The 14420-nt window shown below is 73.8% G+C and carries 13 protein-coding genes; 11 read left to right on the plus strand and 2 right to left on the minus strand.

The features are described 5' to 3' along the window. Window positions 1-55: 55 nt before the first annotated feature. From ACZ4QV_RS11965 to ACZ4QV_RS11995, 7 genes are all read left to right on the plus strand, one after another. A complete protein-coding gene (locus ACZ4QV_RS11965; protein WP_361590341.1) occupies window positions 56-946 on the plus strand; it encodes an ABC transporter permease in 891 nt (296 codons plus the stop codon). After that, complete coding sequence (locus ACZ4QV_RS11970) at window positions 943-1785, plus strand: ABC transporter permease (RefSeq protein WP_361882111.1); 843 nt, start codon at window positions 943-945, stop codon at window positions 1783-1785. The genes ACZ4QV_RS11965 and ACZ4QV_RS11970 overlap by 4 nt, the downstream gene beginning before the upstream one ends. Window positions 1786-1844: 59 nt before the next feature. Then, window positions 1845-3425, plus strand: a complete 1581-nt coding sequence (locus tag ACZ4QV_RS11975) for an ABC transporter ATP-binding protein (RefSeq protein ID WP_467762832.1) — start codon at window positions 1845-1847, stop codon at window positions 3423-3425. A 220-nt stretch (window positions 3426-3645) separates the two neighbouring features. Beyond that, window positions 3646-4044: a cyclic nucleotide-binding domain-containing protein gene (locus ACZ4QV_RS11980; protein ID WP_361148745.1), complete on the plus strand. Its 399-nt coding sequence runs from the start codon at window positions 3646-3648 to the stop codon at window positions 4042-4044. A 180-nt stretch (window positions 4045-4224) separates the two neighbouring features. Further along, a complete protein-coding gene (locus ACZ4QV_RS11985; protein ID WP_361147531.1) occupies window positions 4225-4899 on the plus strand; it encodes a CBS domain-containing protein in 675 nt (224 codons plus the stop codon). A 264-nt stretch (window positions 4900-5163) separates the two neighbouring features. After that, entirely contained in the window at window positions 5164-5859 is a 696-nt protein-coding gene (locus ACZ4QV_RS11990; protein WP_361147534.1) for a DUF305 domain-containing protein, read from the plus strand. 249 nt (window positions 5860-6108) lie between these two features. After that, window positions 6109-7668 (plus strand): AMP-binding protein, encoded by a 1560-nt coding sequence (locus ACZ4QV_RS11995; protein WP_467762833.1) that lies wholly within the window; start codon window positions 6109-6111, stop codon window positions 7666-7668. Between the two features lie 88 nt (window positions 7669-7756). Here ACZ4QV_RS11995 and ACZ4QV_RS12000 read toward each other — a convergent pair whose 3' ends face one another. Beyond that, on the minus strand, window positions 7757-8569 hold the full coding sequence (locus tag ACZ4QV_RS12000; RefSeq protein WP_361590290.1) for an alpha/beta fold hydrolase: 813 nt from the start codon (window positions 8567-8569) through the stop codon (window positions 7757-7759). A gap of 239 nt (window positions 8570-8808) precedes the next feature. Here ACZ4QV_RS12000 and ACZ4QV_RS12005 point away from each other — a divergent pair, with 239 nt between their 5' ends. The 4 genes from ACZ4QV_RS12005 to ACZ4QV_RS12020 all read left to right on the plus strand — a co-directional run bounded on the left by ACZ4QV_RS12005 (window position 8809) and on the right by ACZ4QV_RS12020 (window position 13094). After that, window positions 8809-9885 carry a glutamate--cysteine ligase 2 gene (locus ACZ4QV_RS12005; RefSeq protein WP_361147542.1) on the plus strand — a complete coding sequence of 359 codons (1077 nt, stop codon included), beginning with the start codon at window positions 8809-8811 and terminating at the stop codon, window positions 9883-9885. Window positions 9886-10092: 207 nt separating this feature from the next. Then, entirely contained in the window at window positions 10093-11133 is a 1041-nt protein-coding gene (locus ACZ4QV_RS12010) for a thiopeptide-type bacteriocin biosynthesis protein (protein WP_361590286.1), read from the plus strand. Next, window positions 11130-12350 (plus strand): thiopeptide maturation pyridine synthase, encoded by a 1221-nt coding sequence (locus ACZ4QV_RS12015; protein ID WP_361147547.1) that lies wholly within the window; start codon window positions 11130-11132, stop codon window positions 12348-12350. The genes ACZ4QV_RS12010 and ACZ4QV_RS12015 overlap by 4 nt, the downstream gene beginning before the upstream one ends. A gap of 291 nt (window positions 12351-12641) precedes the next feature. Beyond that, a complete protein-coding gene (locus tag ACZ4QV_RS12020; RefSeq protein ID WP_361590282.1) occupies window positions 12642-13094 on the plus strand; it encodes a peptidoglycan-binding domain-containing protein in 453 nt (150 codons plus the stop codon). Window positions 13095-13266: 172 nt separating this feature from the next. Here the strand turns inward: ACZ4QV_RS12020 and ACZ4QV_RS12025 are convergent, their stop codons facing one another. Beyond that, on the minus strand, window positions 13267-14226 hold the full coding sequence (locus tag ACZ4QV_RS12025; RefSeq protein ID WP_361590279.1) for a D-2-hydroxyacid dehydrogenase family protein: 960 nt from the start codon (window positions 14224-14226) through the stop codon (window positions 13267-13269). Window positions 14227-14420: the final 194 nt, after the last annotated feature.

The raw sequence follows: 14420 nt of genomic DNA on the forward strand, positions 1-14420 counted from the left end.
GCGTGCCGGTGCCCTGGCCGCACGGGCGGCGGCCGTCCTGGCCAAGCGCGTCCTGATGCTGGTGGTGCTGCTCGCGCTCGTCTTCGCCGCGATCGAGCTGCTGCCGGGCGACGCGGCCACGGCCACGTCGGAGCGCGGCGAGGGCGCGGCGGGCGTCGCCGCGCGCCGCCGCCTGCTCGGCCTGGACCGGCCGGTGTGGGAGCGCTTCTGGGACTGGATCACCGCGCTGCCCACCGGCGACCTGGGCACCTCGGCCCGCGGCGAACGCGTCGGCGACCTCCTCGCGGCGCCGCTGCCCAACACCGTGCTGCTGGGCGGCACCGCCTTCGTCCTGACCGTCCTCGGCGCACTGGCCCTGGGGGCCTGGGCCGCCGCGCGCCCGAAGGGCCTGGTGGACCGGGCCGTGGACCTCACCTCCACCGCCGCCTTCGCGCTGCCCGAATTCGTGGTCGCCGTCGGCCTGTTGCTCGTCCTGTCGCTCTGGACGGGCTGGCTGCCCGCCGCCACCGTCACCGGCGCCGACGGCGCCCCCGCCACTTGGACCATGCTGGTGATGCCGGTGCTGGCGCTGACCGTGCCGCAGACCGGCTGGAACACCCGTATCGTCCGCGGCGCCCTCGCCGACCAGGCCGCCACCCCGCACGTCGAGGCGGCCCGCCTGGACGGGCTGACCACCCGCCAGGTGCTGCTCCGGCACGCGCTGCCGGGCGCCTGGCCCGCCATCGCCACCGGCGTCGCCACCTCCACCGGCATGCTGCTCGGCGGTACGGTCGTCGTCGAGACGCTCTTCAACCACCCCGGCATCGGCACGGTGCTGGCCGGGGCCGTCGCCGACCGCGACACCCCGGTCATCGCGGCCGTCGTCGCCTGCTCGGCCGCGCTGATCACCGTCGTCCTGCTGCTGGCCGACCTGGTACGCGCCCGTACTCTGGGAGCCCGCTCGTGACCGCCGCCGAGGTGCACGCCCGGCCGGGCCGGCTGGAGCCCCGCGTCCTGGCCCCCGTCGTCCCCGCCGTGCTGCTCGTCCTGGTGGCCCTGGCGGGTCCGCTGCTCGCCGCGCACCCGGTCGACAAGCCGGTCACCGCGCCGTACGGCGAGGCGGGCGCGGGCGGCGCCGCGCTGGGCGGGGACCAGCTCGGCCGGGACGTGCTCAGCCGCCTGCTGAACGGCGGGAGCGCGCTGATCGGCAGCGCGCTCGTGGTGGCCGTGGTGGTCACTTTCCTGGCGACCCTGCTGGGGTGTTTCGCCGTCCTCAGCCCGCGGCTGGGGAGGCTGGTCGAACGCGCGGCGGACACCGCGATCCTCCTTCCGCCGGTGCTGGGCATCATGCTGCTCGCGCTGGCCTGGCCGGGCGGCGGCCGCCTCGCGATCACCGTGGCCGCTGTCCTTCTGGGGACTCCGTACGCGGTACGGATCGTCGCCGGTGCGGCGGCGCCGGTCGCCGCCACCGGGTTCGTCGAGGCCGCCGTCGCGAGCGGCGAGCACCCGGGGCACCTGGCGCTGCGGGAGATCCTGCCCAACCTGCGCGCCACCGTCCTCGCCCTGTTCGGCCTGCGCTTCGTCGACGCGGTGTACGTCATCTCCATGGCCGGCTTCCTCCAGCTCGGCCCCCGGCCGCCGGAGGCCGACTGGGCCCTGATGATCCGGGAGAACGGCCCCGGCATCCTCCTCAACCCGTGGGCGGTGGTAGCCCCCGGCCTCGCCATCGGCCTGCTCGCCATCAGCGTCAACCTCGCCGCCAGCGCCCTGGCACCCGCCACCGCGCGCAGGGCCGCCCTGCGCTGAGAGCCTGTGTCATACCCCCGGCCGCCCGCGCTCGCGCGCCCGCTCCCCAGGACTCCGCCGTGACCGACTCCCCGCCGCCCGTCACCGTCACCGGCCTCGAAATCGGCCTCGCCACCGGGCCGGTGCTCCTGCGCCGCACCGGCCTCCGCCTGCGCGGCGGCCGCATCACCGCCCTCACCGGGCCGTCCGGCTCCGGCAAGACGACGCTGCTGCGTGCCGTGATCGGCGAACTGCCGCAGGGCGCACGCGTCCTCTCCGGCAGCGTCGAGGTGCTGGGGCAGGACGTACTGACGCTCGCGCCCGGAGCGCTGCGCACCCTGCGCCGCCGGCACGTCGCCTATGTGGGCCAGGACCCGGGGTCCGCCCTCAACCCGCGGATGACGGCCCGCCGTCTGATCACCGAACTGGCCGCCGACCCCTCCCCCGAGGCCGTCGAACGGGTCATGGCCGAGTGCCGTCTGCCGCCCCCGCTCGCCCATCACCGCCCCGGAGCCCTGTCCGGCGGGCAGCAGCGACGGCTCGCGCTGGCCCGCGCGCTCGCCCGGCGTCCCGAAGTGCTGCTGCTGGACGAACCCACCGCCGGACTCGACGCGGACCTGCGCGACGACATCACCGCGCTCCTGCGCCGGCTCGCCGCCGAACACGGCCTCGCCGTCATCATGGCCAGCCACGATCCGCACGTCGTCGGGGCCTGCGCCGACTCGGTCGTCACCCTGGACGCCGGAGCCGGGGCCGTTCCGTACGCATCCGCCCCTACGGCGCTGCCCGCTCCGGGCCGTCCGGCGCGCCGCTCCGGTGCCGCCTCCGGGGTGGCTCCGGCGTCGGCTTCCGCTTCGGCTCCCGCGTCGGGGACGGCTTCCGCCTCGGTGTCCGCACCGCTGTCCGTTTCGGGTTCGGCCTCGGCCGAGGGGACCGCGGCCGCCCCCGGGGGCCTGCGCGCCGACAACCTGCACGTCGCCTTCACCCACCGCGGCCACACCCATCACGCCCTGGAAGGCGCCGGCCTCCACATACCCATCGGCTCCGCCACCGGCATCACCGGTCCCTCCGGGTGCGGCAAGACGACCCTCCTGCGGACGCTCGCCGGCCTCCAGGTCCCGCAGACCGGCACCCTGACCTGGAACGGCCACCCGCTGCCCGCGAACTCCCGCAAGCGCAGCCGCGACCAGCAACGGCGCATCCAGTTCGTCCCGCAGAACCCCCTGGGCGCCCTCAACCCCTCGCGCACCGTCGGTGCCACGCTCACCCGCCCGCTCCGGCTCCACCGTGTCGTCGCCGCCCGGGACCTGTCCGAACGGGTCGGCAGCCTCCTCGAAGCCGTCGGCCTCCCCCGCGACATCGCCCGCCGCTACCCGCACGAACTGTCGGGCGGGCAACGCCAACGCGCCTCCATAGCCCGCGCCCTCGCCACCGAACCCGACCTCCTCCTGTGCGACGAGGTCACCTCCGCCCTCGACCCGGCGACCGCCACCGCGGTCCTGGACCTGCTCACCCGGCTGCGCGCCGAACGCCGGCTGACGCTCGTCCTCGTCAGCCACCAGCTGGACCTCGTGGCCGACTGCACCGACACCGTCCACCACCTGCGGGCCGGGCGCATCGTCCGGCCCGCGGTCCGCCGCCAAGGCGCCGCCTCGGCCTGACAAGCCGGTCAGGGAGGGCTGTTCGGCCCGGTGAAGGGGCTGTTCGGCCCGTCCCGGGGCGCCCGCCGACGGCGGATCCTGAGGACATGGGACCCGCCGGTCCCGGAGGCCCGCCCGGTACCGCCGCGGGCTCCGGTACCGCGCAGGAAGGGGAGGTGGCGCGGTGAGGACGACGAACGCACGGCTCGGTGCACTGCCCGCGGAACACCGTGAGCGGCTGATGGCGCGGGCGCGGGAAGTCTCCTTCCCGGCCGGGACACGGATCTTCGAGGAGGACCGGAAGGCCGACCGCTTCTGGATCCTGCGTACCGGAGCGGTCCAGCTCGACCTGCGGGTACCGGGCCGCCGGCCCGCCGTCGTCGAGACCCTGCACCCGGGCGACCTGCTGGGCTGGTCGTGGCTGTTCCCGCCGTACTGCTGGCACCTGGGCGCGGAGACGCTGAGCCCGGTGCGGGCCTGGGAGTTCGACGCGCGGGAGATACGGGCGCTGTGCGAGGAGGACCCCGCGCTCGGGCACGCGCTGGTGCTCCGGTACTCCCAGGTGATCGGGGACCGGCTGCGGTGCGCGCGGACCCGGCTGCTCGACCTCTTCGGACCGTACGGGAGCGGCGCGCACTGACCACCTGTGTCCGGGCCCTGGCCGGGCGCCCGGGGCCCGGGCACAGGTTTCCGGCCGTCGGGGCCGGCGGATCCTCCTCACGCCGCCGGCCCCGGCTCCGGGCCCGGTGGACGGGTGTGTGGTGCACGGGCCCGTGATGCACAACCCTGGGGGAAGGAGCCCGCGCTGAAGGAGTCCGTGATGCAGGAGCCCGTGACGCCAGGGAACAACAACCCCCGCACCGTCGGCGACGTGATGACCCACACCGTGATCAGTATCGGCCGTACCGCCCCCTTCAAGGAGATCGTCCGCACGATGGAGCAGTGGAAGGTCAGCGCCCTGCCCGTCGTCGAAGGGGAGGGCCGGGTGGTCGGTGTGGTGTCCGAGGCCGATCTGCTGCCCAAGGAGGAGTTCCGCGACCACACCCCCTCGCGCATCGAGCAGATGCGCGTCCTGGACGCCCTGATCAAGTCCGGGGGCGTCACGGCCGACGAGCTGATGACGGCCCCCGCCGTCACCGTGCACGCGGACGCCAGCCTCGCGCAGGCCGCCCGCACCATGGCCTGGTACCGGATCAAACGGATGCCGGTGGTGGACGCCCTCGGCAGGCTCGAAGGGGTCGTCAGCCGCAGCGACCTCCTGAAGGTCTTCCTCCGCGAGGACGAGGACATCGCCGAGGAGGTGCGGCGGACGGTCGTCGGGCAGCTCTTCGCGTCCCGGCGACAGCAGTTGACCGTCGAGGTGTCCCAGGGCATCGTCACCCTCGCCGGGGCCATCGCCGACACCTCGCTCATACCGGTGGCGGCGCGGCTCGCCCGGGCCGTCGAAGGGGTGGTCGACGTCGACATGCGGCTCAGGGGCGACAGCGGCGCCTGAAGCGCGGGGCGGGGCGGGCGGTGACGTCCGACCGCCTGTCTTGCCCCCTCGTCCTCTCGGCCCCGTGACACCGCGACGCCGTGACACCGCGGAACGGCTGACCACGGCCCCGCCTCCGGTCAACGCGCGACCGCTCCCCTCATCACTTCGCGGCGTGCCGCGCCGCCGTGCGCTTCGCATCTCCGCGCGTGTCGGTAATGCGGGCGTAGGCCGACGCGCACGCGGGGTGTCCGCCGCGCGCAGAGAGATCGAGGTGGGCGAATCATGCATCGAGGCGAGCGACTTCCCGGTCGCCGTATCGCACTGGCCGGTGCCCTTGCCGCCGGGGCGCTGGCCCTTGCGGCCTGCGGGAGCGACGACGACGGCGGGCCGCGGACGGCGAGCGGTTCCGCCGCGGCGTCCCCCGGCGGTTCTCCGGAGGCGGCCGCGCACAACGACGCGGACGTACGGTTCGTGCAGCGGATGATCCCGCACCACCGGCAGGCCGTGGAGATGACGGAACCGGCCGGTGCCCGCGCCTCCGACCAGGAGGTCAAGGACCTGGCCGCGGCGATCTCCAAGGAGCAGACCGCCGAGATCGCCACCATGCGCGGGTGGCTGCGGTCCTGGGGTGAGCCGGAGGCGGCCGCGACCGGCTCCGGTGATCCGGGGTCGCCCTCCGCCGAGCACAGCCCGCACGGCATGGACCACGGGCAGCTCGGGCGGGACGAGACGGACATGGACGGGATGGTGTCCGACCAGGACATGGCCGCTCTGAAGGACGCCGAGGGCGCCGCCTTCGACCGGAAGTTCACCGAGCTGATGATCAGCCATCACGAGGGCGCGATCCAGATGGCGCGCACCGAGCGCAAACTGGGCCGGGACGCGGGCGCGAAACGGCTCGCCGACTCCGTCGTACGGAGCCAGTCGGCGCAGGTGGCCCAGCTCAAGGCGGTCCGCGACCGGCTCTCGCCCCGCTGACCCGCCCCGCCACGGCGGCGGCACACGGCCCGGCCTCCCCTGCCGTCCCCCCGAGGGGAGGCCGCCCGGGCCGTGTGGCGTGCGCCACGACGCACCACACCCCAGGCCCTCCCTGCACAAGCAAGCGCGCCGCGCCAGACACTTTTCAGACATCACACGTTGTTCATCAGCAGGACACCTTCATACGGCAACCAATTGTTAGCTTACCGAGAAGTAGTAATCGCCTACATCAGTAGGGAGACATACTTCATGACCACCGAATTCCTTGCCGCAGAGGTGAATTCCCCGACGAACGACTTCCGCTCCTATGTCGAATCCGTCCTCGGCGTCCTGGCGGAAACTCCGGACCGCCCCGTGGTCACCACGGCGGACGGCCGCGAGGTCACCGCCGGGGAATTCCGCGACAGCGTGTACCGGATCGCCCGGGAACTGTCCGGCTGGGGCATCGGGCGCGGCAGCACCGTGTCGCTGCTCTCCGGGAACCGGCCGGAGGCCCTCATCACGCGATACGCCGCCAATCTGCTCGGCGCCCGGGCCGTCTTCCTGTACCAGGGCATGGCCCCCGAGACGCTCGCCCACATCACGGAGAGCGTGGACACCGCGCTGCTGCTGATCGACCCGGACCTGCCGGACGCCGCCGAAAGCCTGCTGACCCGCGCCCGGCCTCCGTACGTCCTCTCCTTCGGCCCCGGCCCGCACGGCCAGGACCTGCTGGCGCGCGCCGCACGGCACGAACCCTCCCCGGTGCGGAGCGCGGCTCGCCCCGAGGACGACTGGTGCATACGCCACACCGGCGGCACCACCGGCGTCCCGAAGGGCGTGCGCATGGCGCACGGCCCCTACCGGGACATGCTCGCCTTCGGCTCCGCCGGCGCGGGCGAGCCGCCCCGCTTCCTGGCCTGCACCACCCTCGCGCACGTGGCCGGCAACATCGCCGACGCCACCCTCCTGGCCGGCGGCTCCGTGGTGCTCCAGCACTCCTTCGTCCCCGGCGAGGTGCTCGCCGCCGTCGAGCGCGAGCGCATCACCCACCTGTGGCTGCTGCCCCCGCTGCTCTACCGCCTGCTCGACCACCCCGCCCTGGCCGGTACCGATCTGTCCAGCATCCAGCGGATCACCTACGGCGGCTGCGCCGCCTCGCCGGCACGGCTGCGGCAGGCGCACGAGACCTTCGGGACGGTCCTGTTCGGTGGCTACGGCCAGTCCGAGACGGGCCACATCACCGTCATCGGCCCGGACGAGCACCGGGACCTGTCCCCGGAGGGGCAGGCCACGGTGGGCCGGGTGGTCCCGGGCGTCGAGGTCTCCCTCCACGACGAGCGGGGCGCGCCCGTCCCCGTCGGGTCGGTGGGCGAGATCCGGGTCCGTTCCGGCCAGACCATGACCGGCTACTGGAAGCAGCCCGGCCTCACCGCCGAGGTGCTGCGCGACGGGTGGGTGCACACCGGCGACCTGGGCTACCTCGACCACCAGGGCTACCTGTACCTCGTCGACCGGCTCAAGGACATGATCATCGTGGTGGGCGGTCACGTCTACACCGGCGAGCTGGAGGACCTGCTGCTCACCCACCCGGCCGTCGCCCACTGCGCGGCGTTCGGCGTGCGCCGCGCGGACGCCGGCGAGGAGGTGCACGTCGCGGTCGTCCCCGCACCGGAACGCCCGCTGGACCCGGACCAGTTGCGGGACTTCGTCACCCGCCACAAGGGCGAGATGTACGCGCCCACCGGGCTGCACCTGGTCACCGAGATCCCGCTGACGCCGGTCGGCAAGCCCGACAAGAAGCGCATCCGGGCCGTACTCGGCGCGTGAACGGGCCGCGCGCGGGCCCGCACCGGTCCCGGCCGCCGCCCATCGGAAGGCCGGGGCCGGGTGTTCCGGCGACTTTCCTGACGTTCCCTCAGCGATCCGGTTCCGCGAAGAAATCGAGGATCGCGGAATTCACCGGGCCGGGCTTCTCCAGATAACCGAAATGACCGCACCCGGATATCTGGGTGTAGCGGCAGCCGGGAATGCACGCGGCCACTTCCTCGGCCAGCCGCGGGCGGACGACCCGGTCGTCCGAGAATCCGACGACCAGACACGGACACCGGATGTGCCGGTACGCGGCCCGCCGGTCCTCGATCACCTGAAGCCCGAGCTGCCCGCGCATTCCGGCGGAACTCGCCGTCGCCGTCATTTCGAACACGTCCAGCCAGCCGCGCAGCCGGTCCGGATCACCGAGCGTCTCCCCCGACAGGTACTGCAACGCCTGGACGTAGGCCGCGTACCGGGGCGGAAGCGCGACCCCGCTGTCGCACAGGTCGATCTCGGCCGCCGCCATGGCGCGGACCAGTGTGTCCGCCCGGCCGATGGTCGCCATCAGCACGGCCCTGCGGACCAGCTCCGGCCGGACCACGAGCAGTTCCTGCACGACGACCGAGCCCAGCGAGAAGCCGACCACACGGCAGGGCCCCGAGCTGACGTGGGTGAGGAGACCGGCGAGGTCGGCCGCCAGGTCGTCGAGGGTGAAGGGCTCCCCGGACGCACCGTCCGGCGACAGGCCCCGGTGGTCGAACGTGATCACCCGGTACCCGGCCGCGGTCAGGGCGGGCACCTGGTGGGCACGCCACACCCGTCCCGGCGCGCCGGTCCCGGTGACCATCACGACCGGCTCCCCGGCGCCGTACTCCTCGTACCCGAGACTGATCCCGTTGGTCCGCACCACCGGCATGGCCCGCCCCCTTCGTCCGCCTCATGGCGTGCCCCTCCATCAGAGCAGCTCCGGCCCGGCTTGTACGGGTGTCCGACCGACCGCGCACCGGCCCCGCGGGCGCGGCCGCCCGCTCCCGCCCTCATCGCGCCACTCCGTGGCCGCCCGACCCCTTGTGCCGTGCCGCGCGAGCGTTTCCCATGTCAGCAGACACGAAAAAGCCGTCCTGCTGACCGTCGCCGGTCGAGAGAGGCTGTCGTATGCGGAGTGTGGGAGTGGAAGAAGAGCTTCTCCTGGTGGACCCGTACTCAGGAAAGCCACGAGCTGCTTCCGGGACCGTACTGGCCACGTCTCCGGAGGATTCCACCCTGGACAAGGAACTGCACCGCGAGCAGCTGGAGATCGCGACCCGGCCCCGGCTGCTGATGGAGGACCTGGCCGCGGAGGTCGCGCACTGGCGCGGCGAGGCGGCGCGCCAGGCCCGCCGGGCCGGTACGGAACTGGTGGCCCTGGCCACCTCGCCGCTGCCCGTCGTACCGTCCCTCAACGTCGACGAGCGCTACCAGCGGCTGGCGGAGGAGTTCGGCAGCACCGCGCTGGAACAGCTCGCCTGCGGCTGCCACATCCATGTGTCCGTCGAGTCGGACGACGAGGGCGTGGCCGTGCTGGACCGTATCCGTCCGTGGCTGCCGACGCTGCTCGCGCTGAGCGCCAACTCGCCCTTCTGGCAGGGCGAGGACACCCGGTACAGCAGCTACCGGAGCCGGGTGTGGGGCCGCTGGCCGTCGTCCGGACCGGTGGAGCTCTTCGGCTGCGCGGAGAACTACCACCGGCGGGTGCGGGAGATGCTCGCCACGGCGACCCTGCTCGACGAGGGCATGATCTACTTCGACGCCCGGCTGTCGCGGCACTACCCCACCGTCGAGATCAGGGTGGCCGACGTCTGTCTGCAGTCCGACGACACGGTGCTGATCGCCGCCCTGACCCGCGGGCTGGTGGAGACCGCCGCCCGCGCGTGGCGCGCGGGGGAACCGCCGGACCCGGCCGGGGTCGGCCTGTTGCGGCTGGCGGCCTGGCGGGCCGGCCGGTCCGGACTGTCCGGCCGCCTCGTCCATCCGCTCACCTGGACCCCGGCCCCCGCCGAGGCCGTGGTACGCGCCCTGCTCGACCACGTCGGCGAGGCGCTGGAGGACAACGGCGACCTGGGGCTCGCCAAGGAGGGCCTGGACACCCTGATGGGCCGCGGCAACGGGGCGCACATCCAGCGGGAGCGGCTGCGCCGTACGGGCAGCCTGCGGGCGGTCGTCGAGGAGTGTGTGCGGCGTACGACGCTGTGACGGCCGGGCGGCCGCGTGTCAAGGCCCGGCCTGCGGTCGGGCTTCGGTGCCGCGCGGGGCCTGTGGTGCCTCTTCGGTGGCCTTCGGTCCGTTCTTCGGTCACCCCGTGGTCGTACCGTGAAGACCGCCGCCCGGCCTCCGCCGGAGAATCGGGGTGGCCGGTTCCCGCCCCGCCGGGACCGGCGACCATCGATCGACGGAGGCGAGATGCTGACCGGTAGCGACCGGCTGGACCCCGGTACTGCGGAGGGCGCGGACTGGGTGGGCGCGCACATCTTCTACGACACCGGCCAGGACGCGCTGCTGACCGACGGTGTCCGCCCGCTGGTCGCACGGCTGACGGCCGACGGTCTCGTCCAGCGGTGGTTCTTCCTGCGGTACTGGGAAGGCGGGCCGCACGTCCGGCTGCGCTTCCTCCCGGCCCGTACCGCCGACCGCGCCGAGATCGAGCGGCTGACCGCCGGGCACCTCCGCGCGTATCTGGAGGGCGCCCCGTCCCCGGACGTCGTGGACCGTACGCGCTTCGCCCAGGTCTCCGAGGGGCTGGCCGGGCTGGAGGGCCGGTCCGACCAGGAGCAGCAGGAGGAGGTGCGGCCCAACAACACCCTGGAGCTGCGGCCGTACGAGCGGGAGAACTCCGACTTCGGGTACCGCGCCGCCATCGCCGCCGTGGAGCGGCACTTCCACGAGTCCAGCGAGCTGGCCCTGTCCGTCGTCGGTACCGGCGCGACCGTCGAACAGCGCGCGATGCTCGCCTTCGACCTGGTCGTGGGAGTGTTCGCGCTCCTCGACGAGGTCCGCGACCGGTGGTCCCGCAACGGCGGCCCGCCCCTGCCCTTCGGCAGCGGCCCCGAGGCCGAGGACGTCGAGCCGCGGTACCGCGCCCAGCAGGCAAAGCTCCAGGAGCGGGCCCGGCGCGTCTGGCGGCTGGCAGCCGCGCCCGAGGAGTCGCTCACCGGCGCGGGCGCGGACCCCCGCGCGTACTGGATGGCGTCCCTGCGCCGGCTGCGGGACGCGCTCCACGTGCTGGAGGACGCGGGGAGCTTCACCAACGAGTGGACGGACTCGCCGCTCGCGGGGCCGCTCGAACTGGCCGAAACCGCACACCCCGCCACGAGCCTGGTGCTGCTGCGCAGCGGCCACCTGGTCAACAACCGGCTGGGGCTGACCCTGTGGCAGGAGAGTCAGGCGCGGTTCCTCGTCGGCCGGGTGCTCGCCGAACTGCCCGAGGCGCTGACCGCCTCATGAGCGGGGCAGCCGCCACGTGGCACAGCGTCCATGTCCACCACCACGACGAGAGCACCGAACCCGCGCTCGTCCTGGACGCCGTCCGCCCGGCGTTCGAGGCCGTCCGGGCGTCGGTCGACGGCGCCTGGTTCGGCCGTCACTGGCTGCGCGGCCCGCACCTGCGCCTGAACTTCCGTACCACGGCCGAGGCGTGGGCCTCGCGGGTACGCCCGCGGGTCGTCGCCGCGCTGGAGACGTACGTCCGTGACCACCCCTCCACGGCTCGGCTGGACGAGGCCGCGCTCGCGCCGGTGCACGAGCGGCTGGCGGAACTGGAGATGGAGACCGGCCCCCGGCATCCCTGGGTGCCGGACAACACCGTGCTCGAACAGCCCTACGACCACCGGCTGCCGGTGCTGGGGTCGATGCGAGGCAGCGAGGTGCTGGCCGACTTCCTGAGCGACACGAACGACCTGGCGTTCGCGATGTACGAGCACCTGCGGGACGGCGGCGCCCTGCCGGTGCTGGCACTGGACCTGATGTGGACCACCGCGTCGGTGGCCGCCGTACCGTTCGACGAGGGCAGCGCGCCGATCGCACGCGGGTTCCTGTCCCTGCGGTCCCACGCCGACGCGTTCCTGTCCCGCACCCACGACCCGGCCGGCTACCGGGCCGCTTTCGACGAGCGGTACCGACGGCAGGCCGACGCGCTGACCACCCGGCTGCGTACGGTGGAGTCCGTCCTGTCCGCGGAGCCCGGCTCCCCCGCGGCCGCGGACGCGGGCGCCACCGTGCCGTTCGTCCGGGAGTGGGCCGAGGCCGTACGCCGGTGCCAGCGCGTCGCGTACCCGCTGCTGGAGTCCGGCGAGCTGACGCTCAGCGGCGCCGGCCGGGCCCCGCGACTGCCGACCCGGCAGCTCAGCGACTTCCACCGGCTCCTGCAGACCGGCCACGGCCACGACGGCTTCCTCCGGGACGACCACTGGTTCGCCTCCTTCCGGCTGGTGGTCAACTACCTCTACCTCCACCTCAACCGCCTCGGACTGAAACCCGTGGACCGCGGCCTGCTGTGCCACCTCGCGGCGAACACGGTCGAAGCGGTGCACGGCGTCACCGCGGAGGACGCCTTCCGCCGCCACGTCGTCTCCTCCTCCCCCACCGAGGCCACCCCCGAGTGGTCCCGGCTGAGCAAGGAGTGGGCCGACGGGCGGGCCGCGGGCGCGGGGCCCGTGGAGTGACGTCCCGTTCCGGGTGGGCAGTACCGCGGGGGTTGTACATCCGCCGCCGTTACCGCGGTCGGTGGAGCGCGGATGTCAGCTTCTGGTTGCGGCGGTCTGCACTCGTGGGCTGACGCCGGGGGCCGCTCCGGCGGATAGCTTCTTCCCGTACCGCGCCGGGGCGAACGGGGAGCACCATCGCCAGGGTCGCCGCTGCGCCGTACGGCCATGAGGGGGTACGCCGAGGCGTCCGGCGACGTACGCGCCGCGCGTGTCGGGCGGTGCCCCCGGAACTCGAAGGGGGAAAAAGGAATGCGACCCGATGCCGTGACGAGGACCTTGGTCAGTGTCACCGCCGCCGTGGGGATCTTCGCCGGCGGCCTGGCGGGGGCGGGCACGAGCTTCGCCGCCTCCGCGCCGGCCGCGCAGCCCGCGGTGACGGCCGAGGCCGTCGCGCCGCTCGCGGTGAACAACCTCGGGCTGAGCGCCGCGCAGGCCAAGAAGGTCCAGGGCTGGCTGAAGAAGCACTGGCAGTACCGCGGGAAGATCGACGGGGCGCTGGGCACCGGGAGCTGGCAGGCGTTCCAGCGCTGCCTCAAGAAGTACTGGAAGTACCAGGGCAAGATCGACGGGAAGCCCGGTGTCAATACGGTGAAGGCGCTGCAACGCCTGCTGAAGGACAGCTGGGGGTACACCGGCAAGATCGACGGGGACCCCGGGGCGAAGACCAAAGCCGCGTTCAAGCGGTTCGCCAACGCCCTCTAGAACCCCGGCTCCGGGGGTGAACGGCGACTGACGCCGTCGGGTGGCGCGCCGGCCGGGTGCGCCGCCCGATCGGAGGTGCGGGGCTGGTGCTCACCGGCCCAGCGAGGCCGCCGGTCGAGCGGAGCCACCGATCCAGCGGGGCCGCCGGTCAAGCCGAGCAGCCGGTCCGCCGTCAGCCGAGCAGGCGGACCGGTGAACCCGCCAGGTACGCCTGGATGTCCTCGACCGCCTGGCCGTAGTACGTACGGTAGTTGTCCCAGGTCACGTAGCCGAGGTGGGGCGTGGCCAGCAGCCGGGGCGCGGTCCGTACCGGGTGGTCGGCGGGCAGCGGCTCGGTGTCGAAGACGTCGATGCCCGCGCCGGCGAGCCGGCCCTCGTGCAGCGCGGCGAGCAGGGCGTCCTGGTCGACGATGGCCGCCCGGGACGTGTTCACCAGGTACGCGGTCGGCTTGAGCAGCGCCAGCTCGGGCGCGCCGAGCAGGCCCCGGGTACGGTCGCCCAGCGCCAGGTGGACCGAGACGAAGTCGCTGGTGGCGAGGAGTTCCTCCTTGCTCGCCGCGCGGCCGACGCCGACCTCGGCGGTCCGCTCCGCGGTGAGGTTCTGGCTCCAGGCCACCACGTCCATGCCGAAGGCCGTACCGATCCGGGCCACCCGGCTGCCGATCTTGCCCAGTCCGAGCAGCCCGAGACGCCGGCCGTGCAGGTCGGCGCCGACCGTGGACTGCCACGGGCCGCCCCGGCGAAGCGCGTCGCTCTCGGCCACCACGCCGCGTGCGAGCCCCAGGAGCAGCGCCCAGGTCAGCTCGACGGGCGGGGTGGCGGCGCTCTGAGTGCCGCACACGGTCACCCCGTGCTCCGCCGCCGCGGCGAAGTCGATCACTGAGTTGCGCATGCCGGAGGCGACCAGGAGCCGGAGCCGGGGCAGCCGGGCGAACAGGGAGGCCGGGAAGGACACCCGTTCGCGCAGGGTGACGACGATGTCGAACCCGGCCAGTTCCGCCGCCAGTTCGTCCTCGGTGGCGAAGTGCCGGGTGAAGGAGACGACGTCCACGCGGTCCCGGACGGGGCTCCAGTCGGCGGCCGTCGTGGCGATGTCCTGGAAGTCGTCGAGCACGGCACAGCGCAGGGGCATGGCAATCGTCTCCGTAGGTGCGGTACGTGATGGCGGACCCCGGGGAGCCCGGGGAACACGTGGCAGGATGATCACATTACGGTGGCCGGAAGCGCTTGTGCACGGGGGTCGTTCGGGCCGGCGGACGCGGGAGCCGAGGCGGCCCCGTACGGCTCCAGCGGCCTGGCGGCCCGGCGCGGTCCGTCCTCCGTGTG

Source organism: Streptomyces sp. NPDC026394 (assembly GCF_055567735.1).

Coding starts and splice junctions, on each gene's coding strand:
- ACZ4QV_RS11965 (WP_361590341.1), top strand. CDS start 56: ATGCTGGTGGTGCTGCTCGCGCTCGTCTTCGCCGCGATCGAGCTGCTG.
- ACZ4QV_RS11980 (WP_361148745.1), top strand. CDS start 3,646: ATGGCGCGGGCGCGGGAAGTCTCCTTCCCGGCCGGGACACGGATCTTC.
- ACZ4QV_RS11985 (WP_361147531.1), top strand. CDS start 4,225: ATGCAGGAGCCCGTGACGCCAGGGAACAACAACCCCCGCACCGTCGGC.
- ACZ4QV_RS11990 (WP_361147534.1), top strand. CDS start 5,164: ATGCATCGAGGCGAGCGACTTCCCGGTCGCCGTATCGCACTGGCCGGT.
- ACZ4QV_RS11995 (WP_467762833.1), top strand. CDS start 6,109: ATGACCACCGAATTCCTTGCCGCAGAGGTGAATTCCCCGACGAACGAC.
- ACZ4QV_RS12000 (WP_361590290.1), bottom strand. CDS start 8,569: ATGCCGGTGGTGCGGACCAACGGGATCAGTCTCGGGTACGAGGAGTAC.
- ACZ4QV_RS12005 (WP_361147542.1), top strand. CDS start 8,809: ATGCGGAGTGTGGGAGTGGAAGAAGAGCTTCTCCTGGTGGACCCGTAC.
- ACZ4QV_RS12010 (WP_361590286.1), top strand. CDS start 10,093: ATGCTGACCGGTAGCGACCGGCTGGACCCCGGTACTGCGGAGGGCGCG.
- ACZ4QV_RS12015 (WP_361147547.1), top strand. CDS start 11,130: ATGAGCGGGGCAGCCGCCACGTGGCACAGCGTCCATGTCCACCACCAC.
- ACZ4QV_RS12020 (WP_361590282.1), top strand. CDS start 12,642: ATGCGACCCGATGCCGTGACGAGGACCTTGGTCAGTGTCACCGCCGCC.
- ACZ4QV_RS12025 (WP_361590279.1), bottom strand. CDS start 14,226: ATGCCCCTGCGCTGTGCCGTGCTCGACGACTTCCAGGACATCGCCACG.